The sequence below is a fragment of the Streptomyces sp. CB02366 genome (assembly GCF_001905905.1).
Classification (GTDB): domain Bacteria; phylum Actinomycetota; class Actinomycetes; order Streptomycetales; family Streptomycetaceae; genus Streptomyces.
On the sequence record NZ_LIVT01000003.1, the window covers coordinates 155,671 to 174,071 of the forward strand.

Annotated in this window: 16 protein-coding genes; 4 read left to right on the forward strand and 12 right to left on the reverse strand. The window is 73.0% G+C overall.

Annotated features, from left to right (window positions below):
* Window positions 1-213: 213 nt before the first annotated feature.
* Complete coding sequence (locus AMK24_RS09285; RefSeq protein ID WP_073766978.1) at window positions 214-648, forward strand: ribonuclease; 435 nt, start codon at window positions 214-216, stop codon at window positions 646-648.
* A gap of 84 nt (window positions 649-732) precedes the next feature.
* Here the strand turns inward: AMK24_RS09285 and AMK24_RS09290 are convergent, their stop codons facing one another.
* From AMK24_RS09290 to AMK24_RS09300, 3 genes are all read right to left on the reverse strand, one after another.
* A complete protein-coding gene (locus AMK24_RS09290; RefSeq protein WP_073766979.1) occupies window positions 733-2,475 on the reverse strand; it encodes a pyruvate dehydrogenase in 1,743 nt (580 codons plus the stop codon).
* 112 nt (window positions 2,476-2,587) lie between these two features.
* Complete coding sequence (locus tag AMK24_RS09295) at window positions 2,588-4,360, reverse strand: protein phosphatase 2C domain-containing protein (RefSeq protein WP_073766980.1); 1,773 nt, start codon at window positions 4,358-4,360, stop codon at window positions 2,588-2,590.
* A 186-nt stretch (window positions 4,361-4,546) separates the two neighbouring features.
* Complete coding sequence (locus tag AMK24_RS09300) at window positions 4,547-8,314, reverse strand: S8 family peptidase (RefSeq protein WP_073766981.1); 3,768 nt, start codon at window positions 8,312-8,314, stop codon at window positions 4,547-4,549.
* 211 nt (window positions 8,315-8,525) lie between these two features.
* On the opposite strand from AMK24_RS09300, the gene AMK24_RS09305 reads away from it, so the two are divergent.
* Window positions 8,526-9,518, forward strand: coding sequence for a helix-turn-helix transcriptional regulator (locus AMK24_RS09305; RefSeq protein ID WP_073768721.1), 993 nt, complete (start codon window positions 8,526-8,528; stop codon window positions 9,516-9,518).
* A gap of 91 nt (window positions 9,519-9,609) precedes the next feature.
* Window positions 9,610-10,092 (forward strand): DUF456 domain-containing protein, encoded by a 483-nt coding sequence (locus AMK24_RS09310; protein ID WP_073766983.1) that lies wholly within the window; start codon window positions 9,610-9,612, stop codon window positions 10,090-10,092.
* Window positions 10,093-10,215: 123 nt separating this feature from the next.
* On the opposite strand, the gene AMK24_RS09315 is transcribed toward AMK24_RS09310, so the two are convergent.
* The 3 genes from AMK24_RS09315 to rsgA form a co-directional block, all read right to left on the reverse strand.
* A complete protein-coding gene (locus tag AMK24_RS09315; RefSeq protein WP_073766984.1) occupies window positions 10,216-11,601 on the reverse strand; it encodes a DNA-3-methyladenine glycosylase 2 family protein in 1,386 nt (461 codons plus the stop codon).
* A 247-nt stretch (window positions 11,602-11,848) separates the two neighbouring features.
* The gene (locus AMK24_RS09320; RefSeq protein WP_073766985.1) at window positions 11,849-12,604 is read right to left on the reverse strand and encodes a dienelactone hydrolase family protein; all 756 of its coding nucleotides are present in this window, start codon (window positions 12,602-12,604) and stop codon (window positions 11,849-11,851) included.
* A gap of 274 nt (window positions 12,605-12,878) precedes the next feature.
* On the reverse strand, window positions 12,879-14,036 hold the full coding sequence (rsgA, locus tag AMK24_RS09325; RefSeq protein WP_073766986.1) for a ribosome small subunit-dependent GTPase A: 1,158 nt from the start codon (window positions 14,034-14,036) through the stop codon (window positions 12,879-12,881).
* A gap of 352 nt (window positions 14,037-14,388) precedes the next feature.
* Here rsgA and AMK24_RS09330 point away from each other — a divergent pair, with 352 nt between their 5' ends.
* Window positions 14,389-14,889 carry a DUF5949 family protein gene (locus AMK24_RS09330; protein WP_073766988.1) on the forward strand — a complete coding sequence of 167 codons (501 nt, stop codon included), beginning with the start codon at window positions 14,389-14,391 and terminating at the stop codon, window positions 14,887-14,889.
* 244 nt (window positions 14,890-15,133) lie between these two features.
* On the opposite strand, the gene AMK24_RS09335 is transcribed toward AMK24_RS09330, so the two are convergent.
* From AMK24_RS09335 to AMK24_RS09360, 6 genes are all read right to left on the reverse strand, one after another.
* On the reverse strand, window positions 15,134-15,541 hold the full coding sequence (locus AMK24_RS09335; RefSeq protein WP_073766990.1) for a rodlin: 408 nt from the start codon (window positions 15,539-15,541) through the stop codon (window positions 15,134-15,136).
* 117 nt (window positions 15,542-15,658) lie between these two features.
* Window positions 15,659-15,865, reverse strand: a complete 207-nt coding sequence (locus tag AMK24_RS09340; RefSeq protein WP_073766992.1) for a hypothetical protein — start codon at window positions 15,863-15,865, stop codon at window positions 15,659-15,661.
* A gap of 207 nt (window positions 15,866-16,072) precedes the next feature.
* Complete coding sequence (locus tag AMK24_RS09345; RefSeq protein WP_073766994.1) at window positions 16,073-16,483, reverse strand: rodlin; 411 nt, start codon at window positions 16,481-16,483, stop codon at window positions 16,073-16,075.
* A gap of 69 nt (window positions 16,484-16,552) precedes the next feature.
* The gene (locus AMK24_RS09350) at window positions 16,553-16,843 is read right to left on the reverse strand and encodes a hypothetical protein (protein ID WP_073766996.1); all 291 of its coding nucleotides are present in this window, start codon (window positions 16,841-16,843) and stop codon (window positions 16,553-16,555) included.
* Window positions 16,844-17,104: 261 nt separating this feature from the next.
* Complete coding sequence (locus tag AMK24_RS09355) at window positions 17,105-17,338, reverse strand: chaplin (protein ID WP_073766998.1); 234 nt, start codon at window positions 17,336-17,338, stop codon at window positions 17,105-17,107.
* Window positions 17,339-17,633: 295 nt separating this feature from the next.
* On the reverse strand, window positions 17,634-18,035 hold the full coding sequence (locus AMK24_RS09360) for a rodlin (RefSeq protein WP_073767000.1): 402 nt from the start codon (window positions 18,033-18,035) through the stop codon (window positions 17,634-17,636).
* Window positions 18,036-18,401 lie beyond the last annotated feature (366 nt).

Consider the following 18,401-nt stretch of genomic DNA (forward strand, 5'->3'; position numbering starts at 1 on the left):
TCCGTCGAACAGCCTCACGGGATGCATGCCCCTGTACGCACACGGTCACGCTTGGCGGCGGGCCGATACGCGCACGGCCGGAAGCGGCGAGGGGCGCACAGAACATCCCACCCGCGCACGTCATCACCACATAGGCGCAGCCGAGGTCGACATCCTGCGAACACGCGCAAGTCGGCGTTGACCGTGCGCCGTCCACGCGCACCATCATGGGGCATGCGCACCCTCCCGCGGATCTCCCGGCTCGGCGGCTCGGCCGCCCTCCTCTCCCTCCTCATCGCCTCGGGTCCGGTCACGGCCCAGGCGGCCGGCCCCACCACGGCCCCGGCCGCCTCCCACTCCGCGTCCGCGTTCCGGGCGGCGGCGGTCGGGAGCATCTGCCTCTCCGCCCTCCCCTCCCAGGCGCACGACACCCTGGACCTGATCGAGCGGGGCGGGCCCTTCCCGTACGAGCAGGACGGCGCCGTCTTCCAGAACCGCGAGGGCCTGCTCCCCGACCGGTCCACCGGCTACTACCACGAGTACACCGTGGTCACACCCGGCTCCGAGACCCGCGGCGCCCGCCGGATCGTCACCGGCGAGCGGAACGAGGAGGACTACTACACCGCCGACCACTACGCGTCCTTCGACCTGGTCGACCACGGCTGCTGACCCCGCGCCGAACCTCCCGCCGGGGCCGACGGCCGGCCCCGGCGGCCCCGGCGGCACCGGCCCCGGCCCCGGTTCCGGTTCCGGTCAAGGACGCGGCACGTTGCGGAGGTTGGAGCGGGCCATCTGGAGCATCCGGCCCACTCCCCCGTCCAGCACGATCTTGCTGGCGGAGAGCGCGAAGCCGGTGACCATGTCGGCGCTGATCTTCGGCGGGATGGAGAGCGCGTTCGGATCGGTGACGACGTCGACGAGGGCGGGGCCCTTGTGCTTGAACGCGTCCTTGAGCGCGGACTGCAGCTGCTTGGGCTTCTCCACCCGGACCCCGTAGGCGCCGGCCGCACGGGCGATGGCGGCGAAGTCGGGGTTCTTGTTGGTGGTCCCGTACGACGGCAGCCCGGCCACCAGCATCTCCAACTCGACCATGCCGAGGGAGGAGTTGTTGAAGAGGACGACCTTCACCGGCAGGTCGTACTGGACCAGCGTGAGGAAGTCGCCCATCAGCATGGAGAATCCACCGTCGCCGGACATCGCGACGACCTGCCGGTTCCGGTCGGTGAACTGGGCGCCGATCGCCTGCGGCAGTGCGTTGGCCATCGAGCCGTGGCTGAACGAACCGATCACCCGCCGCTTGCCGTTGGGCGTCAGATAGCGGGCGGCCCACACGTTGTTCATGCCGGTGTCGACGGTGAACACGGCGTCCTCGTCGGCCATCTCGTCCAGCACGGAGGCGACGTACTCGGGGTGGATCGGCACGTGCTTGTCGACCTTGCGGGTGTACGCCTTGACCACGCCCTCCAGGGCGTTGGCGTGCTTCTTCAGCATCCGGTCGAGGAACTTGCGGTCGGACTTGGGCTGCACCCGGGGGGTGAGGCAGCGCAGGGTCTCGCGCACATCGCCCCAGATGGCGAGGTCGAGCTTGGAGCGGCGGCCGAGGCGCTCGGGGCGCACGTCGACCTGGACGATCTTCACATCGTCCGGCAGGAAGGCGTTGTACGGGAAGTCCGTGCCGAGCAGGATGAGGAGGTCGCACTCGTGCGTCGCCTCGTACGCGGCCCCGTAGCCGAGCAGCCCGCTCATACCGACGTCGTACGGATTGTCGTACTGGATCCACTCCTTGCCGCGCAGCGCGTGGCCGACCGGCGACTTGATCTTCTCGGCGAACGCCATGACCTCGGCGTGCGCCCCGGCCGTGCCGCTGCCGCAGAACAACGTCACCCGTTTGGCCTCGTCCACCATGCGGCAGAGCTTGTCGATCTCGTCGTCCCCGGGCCGTACGGTGGGCCGCTCGGTGACGAGCGCGTGCTCGATGGACTTCTCGGGGGCGGGCTTGGAGGCGATGTCGCCCGGCATGGTGACGACGCCGACCCCGCCGCGCCCGATGGCGTGCTGGATCGCCGTCTGGAGCAGTCGGGGCATCTGCTCCGGGTTGGAGATCATCTCGTTGTAGTGGCTGCACTCCTGGAACAGCAGTTCCGGGTGGGTCTCCTGGAAGTAGCCGAGGCCGATCTCGCCGGAGGGGATGTGCGAGGCGAGCGCCAGCACGGGGGCCATGGACCGGTGGGCGTCGTACAGGCCGTTGATCAGGTGCAGGTTGCCCGGTCCGCAGGAACCGGCACAGGCCGCGAGGGAGCCGGTGACCTGTGCCTCCGCACCGGCCGCGAAGGCGGCAGTCTCCTCGTGCCGGACGTGGATCCAGTCGATGGAGGAGTTACGCCGGATGGCGTCCACGACGGGGTTCAGACTGTCGCCGACGACGCCGTACAGGCGTTTGACGCCTGCCCTGGCGAGGATGTCGACGAACTGCTCCGCCACGTTCTGCTTGGCCATGGGTGCGCGCCCTTCCTTGCCCGTGATCCGTGCACTTCGGTTGTCCGGAGACCGGAGCGGCGAAACACCTCGTCGCCGGTCTCCGGAATCCATCAACCCACGGGGGGCGCGGTTACGCCTCCCAGACGGCGGCGCAGGTGCGGTCGTCGGCGTACCCCGTGACGCGGAGCTGGACGTCGGCGAGGAAGGCGGGCAGTCCGGGCGGGCCGCCGCTACCCCAGCGGTCGGCGAGCGCGGCGGGCAGTTCCGGTTCGCCGCGCATCGGCTCGGCGAGGCCGCTGCCGCAGAGCATCAGCGTGTCGCCGGGACGCGCCACGGAGGCCCGGAAGCGGAAGGGCTCGGCGGGCGGCCCCGGGGGTCCGCCGGTCTCCGCCGACGGGGGCGCGGTGATGTGGAGGTCCATGGTCAGCCGATCGCCGTCCGCCCCCTCCGCCGGTTCGTCGCCCGGCCGCCCGCCCGCGGCCTCGGGAACGACCGGTTCCAGGTCCTGCCACAGTCCGTCGCGGAGCCGGAAGAGGCCGCCGCCGCCGACGCCGAAGAAGACCCGGGTGCGGCATTCGGGGTCGGCGGACAGCAGGAGGCAGCGGAGGCTCGCGGTGTACGCGTCGGGTGCCACGCCCAGTTCGGCGGCGCGGGCGCGCAGCCTTCCGTACGTACGGTCCGTGAGCCGGTGCAGCCCGGACTTCAGGTCGCCCCGACGGCCGGCCCGTATGTCCTCGGAGAGCCGCAGGTGGCTGCGGGCGACAGCCCCGCCGATCCAGCGGCAGGCGTCGGCGGCGGCGAGGTGCGCCGCTTCGCCGGACCGCCTGCCGCCGGCCACGGCGACGAGGACGAGGGCGCTCTCGCCGGTCCCGAAGCGGGCGGTGAGCAGCCCGTCGCGCCGGGGCTCGCCCCGGAAGCGGGCGGAGTCGCCGCGTACGGAGGCGGTGCGCAGGGTGTACGTGCCGTACCGCGCGCCGTCCAGGACGGTGTCGGGGACGAGCGTGCCCAGGTTCTCCGAGGTGGCGGAGGGCAGGGCGGCGGGCTCGGCGTCGTAGGTGGGGGGCCGCTCCCCCAGGTGGCCTACGGCGGGCCGGGCCTCGGCATCGAAGGCGTCGGGGACCGGCCGGCGTTCGCGCGGAGTCCCGGGGCCGGGTCCGGCGGGCCTCCGGGGGGCGGTGAAGGTCCGGGGCCCCGTCTGTCCGCCGGGCGGTTCCCAGGGGGCGGGGAAGACGGCGGTGCGGGGCGACGGCGGGGGCGGCGGAGAGCCGGGCGGCGGGGCGGGCGCGCGGCCCCGGGCCGGGAGCGGGAGCGCCACACGCGGGTCCGGAGGCGGGGACGACACCGGCGGGGCAGGGGGGGGGGGCGACACCGGGGGGGGGGGGGGCGGGGGCGACACCGGCGGGGCGGGCGCACGGTCCGGGGCCGGTGTCGCGTCCGTGGTCGCGGCCCGGCCCGGTGGCGGGACCCGGCGCCGGGAGGCGTCCCCGTACAGCTCCTCGTCATGGTCCTCCGCCGGGACCGCCTCGCGGGCCGCGACCGGTTCCTCCTGACGGTCCGCCTCCCGGGGCGTTCCGGGCGCACCGGGCGGCTCCTGGGAGCGGTCCGCCTCCGTCTTCGGGCCGCGAACCGCGTACGGCTCCTCGTCACGGTCCGGCTCCGGCCCCTCGTACCGGTCCGCGTACGGGTCCTCGTACGCCTCCGCGTACGGGCCCCGTACGGGTTCGCGGACGGTGGCCCGGCGGTCGTCGTCCACCGGGCCGCCCACCGTGTCCGACACGGAGTGGAAGCGGTCGTCGAGGCTGTCGGCCGCGCTGCCGGGACCGGTGTCCGGCGCGGTCTCGTCGTACAGCTTGCGCCACCAGTCGTCCTCGTGGGCGGCGGGTGTCTCCCCCTGCTGACTCATGCCCCTATTGTCCACCGCCGAGGCGGCCCGAAAACGGGACATCGGGAAAATGCGGGCCGTGGAAAAGGGCCCGCCGGGCGCCTCACCCCCCACGGGAAGGACGCCCGGCGGACCGGTCGATGTGATCGGCGTATCGGCCTTCCGGCCGCTCGTATGCTCAGCCGATCACCGGTTCAGCGACACCGTTCAGCGCACGGCGTACGCGTCGTGGACGGTCTGGACGACGGAGTTGCCGTTCGCGTCGGTCAGTTCCGTCCGCAGGGCTACGGACTCGCCCCGCGCGTCCGCGTGGTCGACGGTCGCGGTCCACCGGCCGCCCTTCACCGCGGTGGTCGCCGCGTGCCACGTCTCGCCGCCGTCGTAGCTGAAGGAGACCTTCGCGGCGGTGAGTTCGCCGGGGGTGTACCCGGCGTGGCCGGTGGCGGCGAGGCCAATCCGCTGGCCGTTCTTCGCGGGCACGGTCTTCATCCCGTCCATCGGCACGTCGTAGCGCGGGAACAGCATCGGGATCCCCTGCGACGCCACGTCCGGCTTCCGCTCCGACCGGAAGCCCCAGGTGGTCTCGGTCAGGGTCGACCGCTTCCAGACCTTGGCGGGCGCGCCGATCTTCGTGGTGGTCAGGGTCAGTTCGTACGCGGCGTCCTCGGCGGGCACGTCGAACGCGCCGTACGGGTAGCCGGTCTCGCCGACGGCCTTGCCGTCGCGCTTCAGCCGCATGCTCCCGATGTCTCCGAATGAGCCCTGCTGCCCGACGTGTTCGGAGTCGGTCATGAACGCGGGAGCCGCACCGATCACGTTGTCCTGACGCTCACCGGCCAGGGCCTCCTCGCCGTCCGCGTCACGCGGGGCGCCGGGGACCAGGAGGCCCCGGTACCACGACTCCGCCAGCGTCCGTCCGGCCTGGTGGGTACGGGCGTCGCCCGTCATCAACTCGCCCCACGGGAAGCTGGAGGAGAGCATCTTCTGCCAGACGGTGTCGCCCGCCGAGTAGTACTCGGTGCGCTTCCCGGGGGTGGCGACCACGGCCATGGTGGACGCGAAGAAGGTGCCTCCGTACGGACGGGCGACCAGGAGCGTGTCGACGAAGTCGGCGGCCACGCCCATGGATTCATGGGTGGAGACGACCGAGCCGAGCTTCTCGTCCTCGACCTTGTAGGTGCGGTCCGAGGTGATCTGCCCCTTCTCCGGGAACGACAGGTTGTAGACGTACGGGCTGACGGCCGTGGCGCTCCAGGAGACCTCCGCCTTCCCCTCGCCGAGGGCCTTCTTCAGCACGGCGGCCTCGTCGGCGCGCAGTCCGAGGACCGGCAGGGGCGCGGCTCCGTAACCGAGGCCCGGCTGCCAGTCCCCGGCCGCGGGGCGGTGCACCAGGAGCGCCTTCGCCCCTGCGGCCTGAGCGGCCCGCGCCTGGGCCAGGACGGTCGAGTCGTCGTCGCCGACCTTCACGAGGGCGATCCGGTCCTTCACTCCGGCGGCGGCCAGTTCGGCGGCACTGCCCGCACCGGCGTCGACGACCTCGGCGCGGCCGGCGCCATCCAGGTTGACCGAGCCGGTGGTGGCGGGCCGGGGGTGCAGGGCCGCTCCGCCGACCAGGGAGAACTTCTGGATCTGCGGGGCGTAGGCCCGCCAGAAGGAGGAGAACTCGAAGTCCCCGTCACGGGCCTTGCCCCGCACGTCGACCAGGTAGTCCTTGATGATCCCGGGCCCGGAGATCGATCCCGAGTGCAGCCAGGTGTCGTTCCAGGTGCGGCCGAACGCGAGGGTCGCGCCCCGGGTCTCGGAGACCCGGTCCTCGGTCCGCACCTTCAGCCGGTGGGCCTTGCGGACGTCGAGGACGACGGTGGTGTCCTCGGTGACGTTGAGCTGGGGGCGCGCCAGATAGCCCACGGAAGCCGCGAGCCGGCCGGTCGGATCGCTGGTGTCGGGTGTTTCGACGAAGCTGGAGACGAAGTACGCGCCGGGCCGCATCTGGTAGGTCTGGTCGGCCGCGCCGGCGTTGAAGCGGCGCTCGCCCGACGAGGTGTCGGTGCCGACGAGGTCGACGGAGGAGACGCCGCCCGCGGGCTTGCCGGTGCCGTCGACGAGCTTGACGCGCAGAGTGACCGTCTCGGGGGCCACGTACAGGGAGAAGGGGGTGGAGACCTTCACTCCGCCGGGGGCCGTGGCGAGGATCCGGCCGGTGACGTCGCCGTACTGGGCGGCGGTCAGCCGGGCGTCGGGGTCGAGGGCGAGCGGGACCTCGACGGTCCCGCCGGCGGGCACGGTGACCGACGTGCGGTTCAGCTCGGCGATCCGCGAGCGGACCGCCGAACCGTCGTTGCCGGTGACCCCCGCGAGCTTCAGCGAGAGCTTCACCGGCTTGCCGCTCGTGTTGGTGTACGGCACGGCGGCGGTGGTGCGGTCGCTCTTGTCCTGCGGCCAGTTGAAGGTGCCGCCCTGCACGACGGAGGGGCCGAACACGGGCGTACGGACGGCGCGGGCCACGTCGAGGCGGCCACCGCCGGTCTCGCGGACGTCACCGGGGACGGCGCTGTTCGCCGAGGAGACCAGGGCCGCCTTGATCTGCTGGGCCGTCCACTCGGGGCGGCGCTGCTTCAGCACGGCCGCGGCGCCCGCCACGTGCGGGGTCGCCATCGACGTACCGGACATGGAGCGGTACGCCTTGGAGCCCCGGCCGCCCGCCGCCGCGGCGGAGATGGCGACGCCGGGCGCGGCGATCTCGGGCTTGAGAGTGTGGGAACCGATCGTGGGCCCCCGGCTGGAGAAGTTCGCGGTGGAGTCGTCGCGGTCCACCGCGCCCACCGTCAGCACGCCGGGGGCGCAGCCGGGCGAGGAGACGGTGTTGAGAGAGGGGCCGATGTTCCCGGCGGCCACCACGAACAACGTGTCCTCGCTCTCGGCGAGTTCGGCGGCGGCCTGGGCCATCGGGTCGGTGCAGTCGGTGGGCCCGGCGCTGCCGAGGCTCATGGAGACGACGTCGGCCTTGTTGTCGACGGCCCACTGCATGCCCGCGATGATCCAGGAGGTCGCACCGGAGCCGCCGTCGTCGAGGACCTTGCCGACCATCAGATCGGCGCCGGGCGCGACGCCCTTCTTCGTGCCGCCGCTCGCCGCGCCGGAGCCGCCGACGGTGGACGCGACATGGGTGCCGTGGCCCTGGTGGTCGTCGGTGCCACCGGATCCGGTGAAGTTCTCCGACGCGGTGATCCGGCCCTGGAGGTCGGGGTGTTCGGCGTCCGCGCCGGTGTCCAGGACGGCGACCTTGGCGCCGGCGCCGTCGTAGCCGGCGGCCCAGGCGAGGTCCGCGCCGACCTGCTTCGTCGACCGGTCGAGGCTCGCTTCCACCTTGCGGTCGAGCCAGAGTTTCTTCAGACCGGAGCCGGACAGGGTGCGGCGCGTGGTGAGATCGGCCCAGAAGTCGGCGGCGCGCTTCTTGTCGGCCTTCAGCGCCTGTCCGCCGATGACGTCGAGGACCGCTCCGCGCTCGGCCCCGCGCGGGGCGGCGAAGGAGCGACGGGCGGCGTCCCCGGTGTAGGTGGCGATCAGCGGGACGGAGTCCGTGCGGCTGTCGTCGTAACCCTGGCGGACGAGTCCGGTGACATTGAACAGTTCCTCGTCCACGGTGCCGGCGGCGAGCGCGGGGACGGCGGACTCGGGGTAGACGTACAGGTCGGGGCCGGACTGCCGGGTCTGGACGAGCGGCACGGTGCCGTCCTCGCGGGGCAGCGCCGTGGCGTTGGAGGCACCCGAGGCGTTCTTGGTCACCAGGATCCGGTCGCCGGTGACGAGGGTCACCGTGACGGGTTTCCGGTCCGCGGCGGCCGCCGTGCTCCCGGTGATCGGTCTCTTCGCGCCGGGCGCGTCCGGTGGCGCTGCCACGGACGGTGCCACGACGGTGACGGCGAGCACGGCGGCGGTCGCCGCTCCGAGTGCCGTACGCGATATCGGGCGCATCGCTCTCCCCTGGTCAATCCGGAATGAATCAGCCCAAGAGGCAGAATTCCGGGGCTGGTTGGTGCTGCGGTGGCGCCACAGTGGCAGAGGTGCCAGGGGTACGGGGGATGATGTGGGCGGCGGGTTTACGCCGTGGCCCTTTCCCGCCATCCGGGGCCCGGCCGCAGGGGCGCCGCGGTGCGCGATCAGCACGTTCGGGGAGGTCGGGAGAATGCTGGGGGCCCTGGGTCTCGACGAGAGGCAGGAGGCGGCGTACCGCGCGCTCGTCGCGACGGGGGCGGCGGAGCTGGCCGATCTGGCGCACCGGCTCGCCCTGCCGGAGGCGGATGCGGAACGGGTGCTGCGGCGGCTGGAGCGGCAGGGGCTCGCCGCCCAGTCGTCGGCCCGGCCCGGCCGGTGGGTGGCGGCCCCGCCCGGCGTGGCGCTCGGCGCCCTGCTGATCCAGCAGCGGCACGAGTTGGAGCAGGCGGAGCTGGCGTCCGCGCTCCTCGCCGAGGAGTACCGGGCCGAGGCGAGCCAGCCGGCGGTGCACGACCTGGTGGAGGTGGTGACGGGGGCGAGCGCCGTGTCCCAGCGTTTCCACCAGTTGCAGCTCGGGGCGGCGTCCGAGGTGTGCGCCCTGGTGACGGGGACGCCCGCCGTGGTGACCGGGATGGAGAACGAGTCGGAGGAGCGGGCGGCGTCGCGCGGGGTGAGCTACCGCGTGGTGGTCGAGCGCGAGGTGCTGTCGACGCCGTACGGGATCATGGAGGTGTCGGCGGCGTTGAGCCGGGACGAGCAGTGCCGGGTGGTGGGCCGGGTGCCGACGAAGCTGGTGGTCGCCGACGGGAGCCTCGCCATGGTCCCGCTCACCGGGCGCGGCGCGGAGCCCGCCGCCCTGGTCGTGCACGCCAGCGGGCTGCTGGAGTCGCTGATGGGCCTCTTCGAGTCGGTGTGGCGCGACGCCATGCCGCTGCGGCTCGGCGAGGGCGGCGGGGTGCGTGAGGACGGGGCCGGGCCCGACCCCACGGACCTGGAGATCCTGTCCTTGCTGCTGGCCGGGCTGACCGACGCCAGTGTGGCCAAGCAGTTGGATCTGGGGTTGCGGACCGTGCAGCGGCGGGTGAAGGGGCTGATGGAGCTGACCGGGGTCTCGACGCGGCTCCAGCTGGGCTGGCACGCGTACGAGCGCGGCTGGGTGGCCCGTACCGGTCCGGGGGGCTGAGGGCCCGGCCCGGAAGCCCGTCGCCGCGTCCGCGCAGGTGGCCGGGGTGTGCTGACGGGCGGAGCGGGGCACTCTCGGGCAGGCTGGTCGGATGAGTGTGTGGCAGCTCGTCGCCGTGGGGCTGGTCCTGCTGCTGGGCCTGGTCGGGGTGCTGGCGCCGGGTGTGCCGGGTCAGGCGATCGTCTGGGCCGGGGTGCTGTGGTGGGCGCTGACGGACATGACCCCGACCGCGTGGGGCGTCCTGATCGGCGCGACGGCGCTGATGCTGCTAAACCAGGCCCTCAAGCCCGTGCTGCCGCCGCGCCGCCCGGGCGAGTCGGGCGCGCCCCGCCGCACTCTGATGCTCGGCGGGGTCGCGGGGATCGTGGGCTTCTTCGTGGTGCCCGTGGTGGGCGGGGTCCTCGGATACGTGGGCGCCGTCTTCGCCGCGGAGCGGCTGCGGCTGGGCAGCCGGGGCGCGGCCTGGACGTCGGTGCGCGCGGTGATGCGGGCGACGGGCTACGCGGTGCTGGTGGAGCTGTTCTGCTGCCTGCTGGTGGCGGGCGCCTGGCTGGGCGCGGTGCTCTGGGGCTGACCGGGCCCCGGGGCGGCCTGAGGGACGGCGGGCCACCGCGTCCGCCCGGCCCGAGGCCCCGGCGGCCCGGACCCGGCCCCGGCTCACGGCCGGGGCCTCGGGGCTCCCGGGTGGCTCGGGACGTCAGCTCGGGCGCGGGGCCGCCTCCGCTTCCGCGTCCGCTTCCAGGTGGCGTACGGCGTAGGAGCGCCAGGGCCGCCACAGCTCCGCGCCGGGCGTTCCGCAGGGGTCCACGTCCGGATCGCCGAGCGCCCGCATGCGGATCAGGGCCGCGGTGCGCCGGCCGATCCCGGGCAGCGTCAGGAGGACGCGTTCCGCCTCGTCCCGGTCGGCCCCGGCGTCCAGCCGCAGCACGCCGTCGTCGAGCGCCGCGGCCAGGGCCCGCAGCGCCGGGTCCTCGGCGGAGCCGGCGAGCACGCCGGGCTCCGGAAACAGGTGGGTGAGTCCGCCGCACGGCACGTCCAGCGTCTTCCCGTACCGCTCGACCAGTTCCTCGGCGTCCGCGCGCCCGACCAGGGTCCGTACCGCGGCCTCCTCCGGGTCGGCCGCGCCGGGCGAACGCAGCCCGGGGCGGGCGGCCACGAGCGGGGCGAGCCGGGGGTCGGCGGCCAGCGCCTCGTCCACCGCGTACGGGTCGGCGTCCAGGTCGAACAGCCGGCGCACCCGCTGGACGGCGGTGGTGAGGTCGCGCAGGTCGGTGAGCTGGACGCGGGCCTCCAGCCAGGGGCCGCCCGGAGCCGCCTCGTCGACCGCGACGATCCCGCACCCGTAGGGCAGCCGCAGGGTACGCCGGTAGACGCGACGGCCGGGCGGGCCCGCCACCTCCTCCACCCGGGCGACCGCCTCGGCGGCCAGCAGGTCGAACAGGGCGGCGGTGGCGTACGGGCCCCGGTGGGCGAGCCTCAGCGGGATGCCGGAGCGCAGTCCCTCGCGGCGTCCGCCGCCGAGCCCCGTACCGGCCTCGGCGCGCAGGGCGCTGGGGGTGCGGGCGTAGATCTGCCGGATGGTGTCGTTGAACTGCCGCACGCTGGCGAACCCGGCGGCGAAGGCGATCTCGGTGACCGGCAGGCCGGTGGTCTGGAGGAGCACCCGGGCGGTGTGGGAGCGCTGGGCGCGGGCGAGCGCGACGGGTCCGGCGCCCAGCTCCGCGGTGAGCTGGCGCTGGACCTGGCGGGCGCTGTAGCCGAGCCGCCCGGCGAGCCCGGGAACCCCTTCGCGGTCCACGACGCCGTCGCCGATCAGCCGCACGGCCCGGCCGACGACGTCCGCGCGGGCGTTCCACTCGGCGGAGCCCGGGACGGCGTCCGGCCGACAGCGGCGGCAGGCCCGGAAGCCGCCCGCCTGGGCCGCCGCGGCGGTGGGGTAGAAGCGCACGTTGGCACGTTTGGGGGTGACGGCGGGGCAGCTCGGCCGGCAGTAGATGCCGGTGGTCACGACGGCGAAGAAGAAGGCGCCGTCGAACCGTGCGTCACGGCTGCTCACCGCCTCGTACCGGGTCCGTTCGTCCATCACACCGTCCAGTGTGCGGCAGCCGGAACCCTCGCACCGGCGGTTTTCGGACGTCGAACCGGGGGCCGGGGTACGGGTCGAAGGGGCGACGAGACGGCCCTGGGTGTGCGGGTCCTCTGCTCGTCGGCGGAGCCGGGGACGCCTTCCGTTCCGGGGCGGGGAGCGCGGCGTCGGCGTCCCGCTGCGGGAAAAGGGGGCGGGACCGGAGCGATGCCGGAAACGTGCCGCGCGGTCCGGTGGGCGCCGGTCAGCGGGCGGTCGTGCTCGGACCGGCCGGGTCCTCCGTCAGGGGCAGGCACTCGGAGAGCAGGTCCACGATGTCGCGCCAGGCTCGCCGCGCGTGGCGCGGGTGGTGGCCGACGCCGGGGACCGCGGGGTGGTCGACGGGCGGGTGGTGGAAGGCGTGCAAGGCGCCGCCGTAGACCGTGAGGCGCCAGTCGACGCCCGCGTCCTGCATCTCGGCGGTGAACGCGTCCCGTCGTGCGGGCGGCATGATCGGGTCTTCCGACCCGACCCCGGCCCACACCGGGCAGCGGATGCGCGCCGCCTCGCCCGGTCGGCCCGTGGTCAGTCCGTTGACGGTCCCGATCGCGCGCAGGCCCAAGCCGTCGCGTCCGAGTTCCAGCCCGACGGCGCCCCCGGTGCCGTAGCCGATGACGGCGATCCGGTCGGGGTCGGTCCGCGGTTCGGCGCGCAACACGTCGAGCGCCGCACAGCCGATGCCCCGCATCCGCTCGGGATCGGCGAGCAGCGGCATGCAACGGGCCAGCATCTCCTCGGGGTCGGCCAGGTAGCGCCCGCCGTGGAGGTCGAAGGCCAGCGCCACGTATCCCAGCTCGGCGAGGGCGTCGGCCCGGCGGCGTTCGACGTCGCTGAGCCCCATGCCCTCCGGCCCGACCAGCACCGCGGGCCGGCGGCCGGTACCGGCCGGGAGCGCGAGGTGTCCGATCATCGGCAGACCGTCCGCCGGGTACTCGACCGTACGCGTCGTGATCGTCGTCATGGAACGGGACTGTAGGAGTGGTCCAGCCCGGTCCGCCCGCTGTTCTGCCACGGGCAGAACAGCGCGGACGCCGCTCTGCATCGCGGCGGCGGCTCACCGGAACCGCGCCGAACGGGCGACGGGCCGGGCGCCGAGGGCTTCAGGACCCTCCCGTCGCCCTTTCGGCGCGTGTCCCGCTCGCTCCCAGGAGAAGTGCGGGGCGCCCGGACCGGCCCGGAGCGAACCGCCGCCCGCTCCGGACCCCCGCACACGGCCCCGTCCCGGCCCCGCCCGGCTACCGCGCCCGGCCGCGCTTGGCCTGCAGGGCCGCGCGCCCCACCGCGCTCTTGCGCTTCCAGTCCCGCAGGATTTCCGCGCGTACCCGGGCGTCGGTCTTGGCGACGATGCGCTGGTTCTCGCGGATCAGCTTGCGGTAGCTCTCCAGCCGCCGCTCGGGCAGCGTCCCGTCCTCCAGCGCGTCGAGGACGGCGCATCCCGGTTCGGCCTCGTGGGCGCAGTCGTGGAACCGGCAGTCGGCGGCCAGTTCCTCGATCTCGGAGAACACCTCCCCGACCCCGGTCCCGGCGTCGTAGAGCCCGACGCCCCGCAGCCCGGGGGTGTCGATGAGGACGCCCCCCTGCGGCAGGACGAGCAGGTTGCGGGTCGTGGTGGTGTGCCGGCCCTTGCCGTCGATCTCCCGGATGGCCCGCACCTCCATCACGTCGTTGCCGAGAAGGGTGTTGGCCAGGGTGGACTTGCCCGCCCCGGAGATGCCCAGCAGCACACTCGTACCGCCGGAGACGATGGCGCCGAAGACGTCGAGCCCCTCGCCCGTGGTGGAGCTGACGGGCAGCACCTGGACGCCGGGCGCGATGGACTCGATGTCCTGGACGAGGTGGGACAGGGTGGCCGCGTCGGGTACCAGGTCGGCCTTGGTCAGGACCACGATCGGCTGGGGCCGGTACTCCCCGCCGGAGCCGTCGCCCAGCAGCGCGGCGCCCTCGGAGCTGGACAGGGCGAGCGCGAGGAACCGCTCGACCCGCCCGAGGTCCAGCTCGACGGCGAGCGAGACGCAGATGGCGATGTGGTCGATGTTGGTGGCGAGCACCTGGCCCTCGGACCGCTGCGAGGAGGTCGAGCGGACGAAGGCGGTCCGGCGCGGCAGCAGCGTACGGACGAACCGGGGGTCGCCGTCCGCGTCGAGCGCCACCCAGTCGCCGGTGCAGACGATCCGCATCGGGTCGCGGGGCACCACGAACGCGGTGTCGGCGCGGACCGTGCCGTCAGCGGTGACCACGTCGCACCGGCCGCGGTCCACCCGCACGACCCGGCCGGGCACGAGCCCCTGCTCGGCGTACGGGGAGAAGGCCGCCGCCCAGTCCTCGTCCCAGCCGTACGGAGTCAGCGGGTGCGAGGAAGAGGCGGTGGAGGAAGAGGAGAACGAGAAAGACAAGGGAAACCCTTCACAGGGTGGCCCCGGCACGCGCGCTCGGCGCGGAGAAGTGGGAGAAGTCGGTCAGCCGGTGGCCACGGGGATGAGGACGATGCTCTTCCGGTTGTGGGCAGTGCCCATCGCAACGACAGTCATCAATGTCCTCACCTCCTGGTTCCTCTGGCTTCCGGTCGCACACGTCAGCGCCGCGTGCGGAACGTCGCCCACCTTAGCGGTCGGCCGGGGACCACCGTCAACAGGTTTTCTCCGGCATGCCGAGGCCGGTACTTTTCTCCGGTCTCACCCGCAGATCTCCCTCTATCGAGTGATACGCGTGCGGAGAGCCCGGTCCATGGCCGTTAGGGTGCCGAGCATGACCACACCCCAGGCGCCCGCCGGCACGTTCACCCAGGCCCAGTTGGGCACGCAGATCCTGATCGGCTGGAGCGGGCGGCAGCCCGGCGCCGACCAGGACACCGCCTTCCTCCTCGCCTACTCGCTGGGGGACGGGCAGGACGGCCCGGAGGTCGGCCGTGAGGCGATGCGCGCCGCGCTGGGGCGCGCGGGCCTCCGCGTGGGCGGCCCGATCCAGGACGCGGCGGAGTCCTCGCGCGTCCAGGCGAAGCTCCTCGTCCAGGCGGGTCAAGCCGTCCTGACGCTTCCTCACCTCTCGGCGCAGTACCCCGCCCCCGCCGAGTGGCTGGCCGCGACCCAGGGGCAGGGGCAGGTGTACGGGATGTTCGCCACGGCCCCGTGGCCGGAAGCCGTACCCGGGCACCCGGTCGGCGAGGACCGGCTGCGGGCCTTCGTCACGGACGAGGACGTCGTCCGCACGGCCGCCCACTGCCTTCTCCCGGTCCGGTCCCTGGGCTGAGGCGCCGGCCCCGCCGCCCCGGAGACCCATGGAGGCCCACCGACCCGCAGGGGACGGTGGGCCTCACCCGTGCGCCCGGACGCCCCTGCGCCCGGCCCTCCGTACGCCCGGACGGGTGCGCCGCCGCATCCGTCGCGCCCCGCTCGTCGCGGACGGCGTGCAGGCCGTGTGGCGGGAACGGCGGCGGGCGGCCCGGAGAGTGATCTCCGGACCGCCCGCGTTCAACGCCTCAGGCTGTGGCGCGTCAGTTGTTGCCGACGCCGTTGCCCGAGAGGACCGGGATGTCGTCCAGGATGTGCGACAGCGGCTCGTCGCCCTTGGCCTGGGTCGAGTTGTCGGCGCACTGCTGGTTCTGCGGGTTGGAGAGGACGTTGACGTCCTGGACCGCGATCGGCACGACACCGATGAGCGAACCGACGTTGGCCTTGAGGGGCAGGCCGACGCACAGCTTGTTCAGGGTGCCCTGAATGAGCTGGCTCTGCGGGCTGAAGTCGCCCTCCGTCTCGGCGTTGCCGATCTCCGACTCGGCGCCGTTGCCGTTGAGGGTGGTGGTTCCTCCGTCGTTGCCGATCGCCATGGCCGAGGGAGCCGCGGCCGCGGACAGACCGAGCAGGGACACGGCCACTGCAGCGCCGGCCATCATCTTCTTCATCAACTTCACCTTTCGGAGCGTCCCGTTGTGGAACGTACTGATCAACTGCCGTTGCCCCTGTGGGGTTGCGCAATGCCACTCAAATGGGTTGTTTCCGGCGCGAAGTCGACGCTTTCCTCAGTTTCCAGGGGCCGGTTCCGAGGTGCGTGCCGCCGGTACGAACCCGGCGCCGCGGCGCGGGACCGGGCTCGGGGCCGGTTCGGCGAAGGGGTGGTCGCCTCCGGCCGCCCGCCATTCGGCGACGAGCCGGTCGTAGATCGGGGTGCCGGTCGGCGCGGGGCGCCGCTCGCCGCCCTGCGGGGTCTGACTGCCGTACGGGTCCATGGGGAGGCCCTACCCGGCCCGGCCCGGATCGTCGGCCGGGGCTACGGCATCCGGCCCAACGGGGCGCCCCGGCCGGAGGCTCCCGCTCACCGCGGTCCGCGCACCACGAAGGGCCGGCCCCGCCGTCACGGTGAAGAACGGTCGCCGTGACGACGCGAGGGACCGGCCCCCCGTGCGCCGCTCCGTGCGGCCCGGAGCCGCCCGGCCTCAGTTGTTGCCGGCGCCGTTGCCGGAGAGGATCGGGATGTCGTTCAGCAGGTGCGACAGGGCCTCGTCGCCCTTGGCCTGGGTGGAGTTCTCGGTGCACTGCTGGTTCTGCGGCGAGGACAGGACGTTGATGTCCTGGACCGAGATCGGCACGACGCCGAGCAGCGAACCGACGTTCGCCTTGGCCGGCAGGGCGATGCAGGGCTTGTTCAGCGAGCCCTGGATGAGCGCGAACTGCGGGCTCCAGTCGCCGTGGGTCTCGGAGTTGCCGTACGCCTGCGAGGCGCCGTTGCCGTTGACCGTGGTGGTGCCGCCGTCATTGGCGATGGCCATGGCGGACGGGGCGGCCGCGGCGGAGACGCCGACGATGGAGACGGCGACGGCGGCCGAGGACATGATCTTCTTGAACATGGAAAAGCCCTTCTGGATATGGATGCGGATCAGGTGGAGAAGCCGGGGAAACCGGCCGTGCGGCGGCGGTCAGCCGCCGAGGGGAACGCCGCCCAGCAGCGGAGCCGCGCCCTCGACCGCACCGGTCGCCCGGCCCGCCAGCTTGCCGACGGTGCCGTCCTCCGTGAGCGTCTCGGTGGTGTCGGCGGCCGTCTCCACCAGCGGGTCGACGACCTGCGGGGCGCTGGCCATCACCTGGTTGAGGCCGCCGTCGAGGCTGAAGTTGGGGGCCGTGGGCGTAGTAACGGCGAAGGCGGGGGCGGCCGTTCCGAGAGCCGCCACGGAACCGACGACGAGGGCGGCGGTCTTCGCGTACTTCACTTTTCTGGTTCCCTTCCGCGCGGCGTCTGCTTCGGTCACGTTTCCGTGCCGCACACAAGGTCTTCTTTGCCTGTGACTTCTGCCGCTTTCCCTCTGATCAACGATCAGTGCGCAGTCGGGAAACTGCGGAGCACTGTTTTTATCCGGTCTCGTCCACCTGTCCGAACGAGAGTGAATCCGGCACGAGAAAGGCCCCGGACGACGACACCGCCGTCCGGGGCCCAACGGTTGCGCGGGCCTGCGGCCCGACCGGTCACCGGGTCACACGTTGGCGCAGGTGTTGCCGAAGGCCGGGTTCAGCACGCCGATCACGTTGACGGTGTTGCCGCAGACGTTGACCGGGATGTGGATCGGAGCCTGGACGATGTTGCCGGAGAGCACGCCCGGGGAGTGCGCGGCGACGGCCCCGGCACCGGCGTCGGCCATGGCCGGCGCGGCGACGCCCATCGCCATGAGCGTACCGGCGGCGACTGCGGCAACCTTGGTGTACTTCACTTCTCTACCCTTTCCTCGGCGGAGTCCGGTGCGGCCACGACTGCCGTGTCCGCCCGAGTCAGGTCCTGATCTCTCACGACTCCGGTGTTGTCCTACGTAACGATGAACGCCCGGAACAGGAACTGTTCGACGGGCGAATTCCCGGATATACGCCCGAATGCCGCAACGCCCGGCGGGCCGCTCCATGGAGGGCGCACGCGAGGAGAAGGGGCGTTCGCCCCCGGGCACGGCAACGGGCCCGAGCCGCTCGGTGGAGGAACGCCGAGGGCTCGGGCCCGAGTCGGGAGGCCGCGGATCAGTTGTTGCCGGCGCCGTTGCCGGAGAGGATCGGGATGTCCTCCAGGATGTGCGACAGGGCCTCGTCACCCTTGGCCTGAGTGGAGTTCTCGGTGCACTGCTGGTTCTGCGGCGAGGACAGGACGTTGATGTCCTGGACCGCGATCGGCACGATACCGATCAGCGAACCGACGTTCGCCTTGGCCGGCAGGGCGATGCAGGGCTTGTTCAGCGAGCCCTGGATGAGCGCGAACTGCGGGCTCCAGTCACCGTGGGTCTCGGAGTTGCCGTACGACTGCGAAGCACCGTTGCCGTTGACCGTCGTGGTGCCGCCGTCGTTGGCGATGGCCATGGCCTGCGTCGTGCCGAGACCGAGGACGGAGGCGGCGACAGCGCCCGTAGCCAGAACCTTCTTGATCACGATTAACCCTTCTCGCACTGATTGCCCCGTGGCGGAGCGCCCTGCCCAACCCGGCCCGGGACCTTTTGGTTGCGCGCGTTCACCCGAATGCCGGACGCCGGGAGGGGCCGCGCGCTCTGTTCGCACGGCCGCCCGTTCGTGAAGGAATTGCGCACACCCTCGTCTGCACTATTCGCCCGAACGGGCGGGCGATGGTCACCGGTTCTGACGCACACTCGCTTCGCCGGGACGAGACCGCCGCGGTCAACCACACGTGAAAGGGCTTGAGTTGGCGGCGAATCGTTTTTCTCTCTCCGGCAGCCGGGATACGCAAGACCTACGGACATCACCTATTCGGGTGATTACACAACTTCCACTCAACTCCAA

Bases quoted from the DNA above. Each gene is read 5' to 3' on its own strand.
- AMK24_RS09285 (WP_073766978.1), top strand. From the start codon at position 214: ATGCGCACCCTCCCGCGGATCTCCCGGCTCGGCGGCTCGGCCGCCCTC.
- AMK24_RS09290 (WP_073766979.1), bottom strand. From the start codon at position 2,475: ATGGCCAAGCAGAACGTGGCGGAGCAGTTCGTCGACATCCTCGCCAGG.
- AMK24_RS09295 (WP_073766980.1), bottom strand. From the start codon at position 4,360: ATGAGTCAGCAGGGGGAGACACCCGCCGCCCACGAGGACGACTGGTGG.
- AMK24_RS09300 (WP_073766981.1), bottom strand. From the start codon at position 8,314: ATGCGCCCGATATCGCGTACGGCACTCGGAGCGGCGACCGCCGCCGTG.
- AMK24_RS09305 (WP_073768721.1), top strand. From the start codon at position 8,526: ATGCTGGGGGCCCTGGGTCTCGACGAGAGGCAGGAGGCGGCGTACCGC.
- AMK24_RS09310 (WP_073766983.1), top strand. From the start codon at position 9,610: ATGAGTGTGTGGCAGCTCGTCGCCGTGGGGCTGGTCCTGCTGCTGGGC.
- AMK24_RS09315 (WP_073766984.1), bottom strand. From the start codon at position 11,601: ATGGACGAACGGACCCGGTACGAGGCGGTGAGCAGCCGTGACGCACGG.
- AMK24_RS09320 (WP_073766985.1), bottom strand. From the start codon at position 12,604: ATGACGACGATCACGACGCGTACGGTCGAGTACCCGGCGGACGGTCTG.
- AMK24_RS09330 (WP_073766988.1), top strand. From the start codon at position 14,389: ATGACCACACCCCAGGCGCCCGCCGGCACGTTCACCCAGGCCCAGTTG.
- AMK24_RS09335 (WP_073766990.1), bottom strand. From the start codon at position 15,541: ATGAAGAAGATGATGGCCGGCGCTGCAGTGGCCGTGTCCCTGCTCGGT.
- AMK24_RS09340 (WP_073766992.1), bottom strand. From the start codon at position 15,865: ATGGACCCGTACGGCAGTCAGACCCCGCAGGGCGGCGAGCGGCGCCCC.
- AMK24_RS09345 (WP_073766994.1), bottom strand. From the start codon at position 16,483: ATGTTCAAGAAGATCATGTCCTCGGCCGCCGTCGCCGTCTCCATCGTC.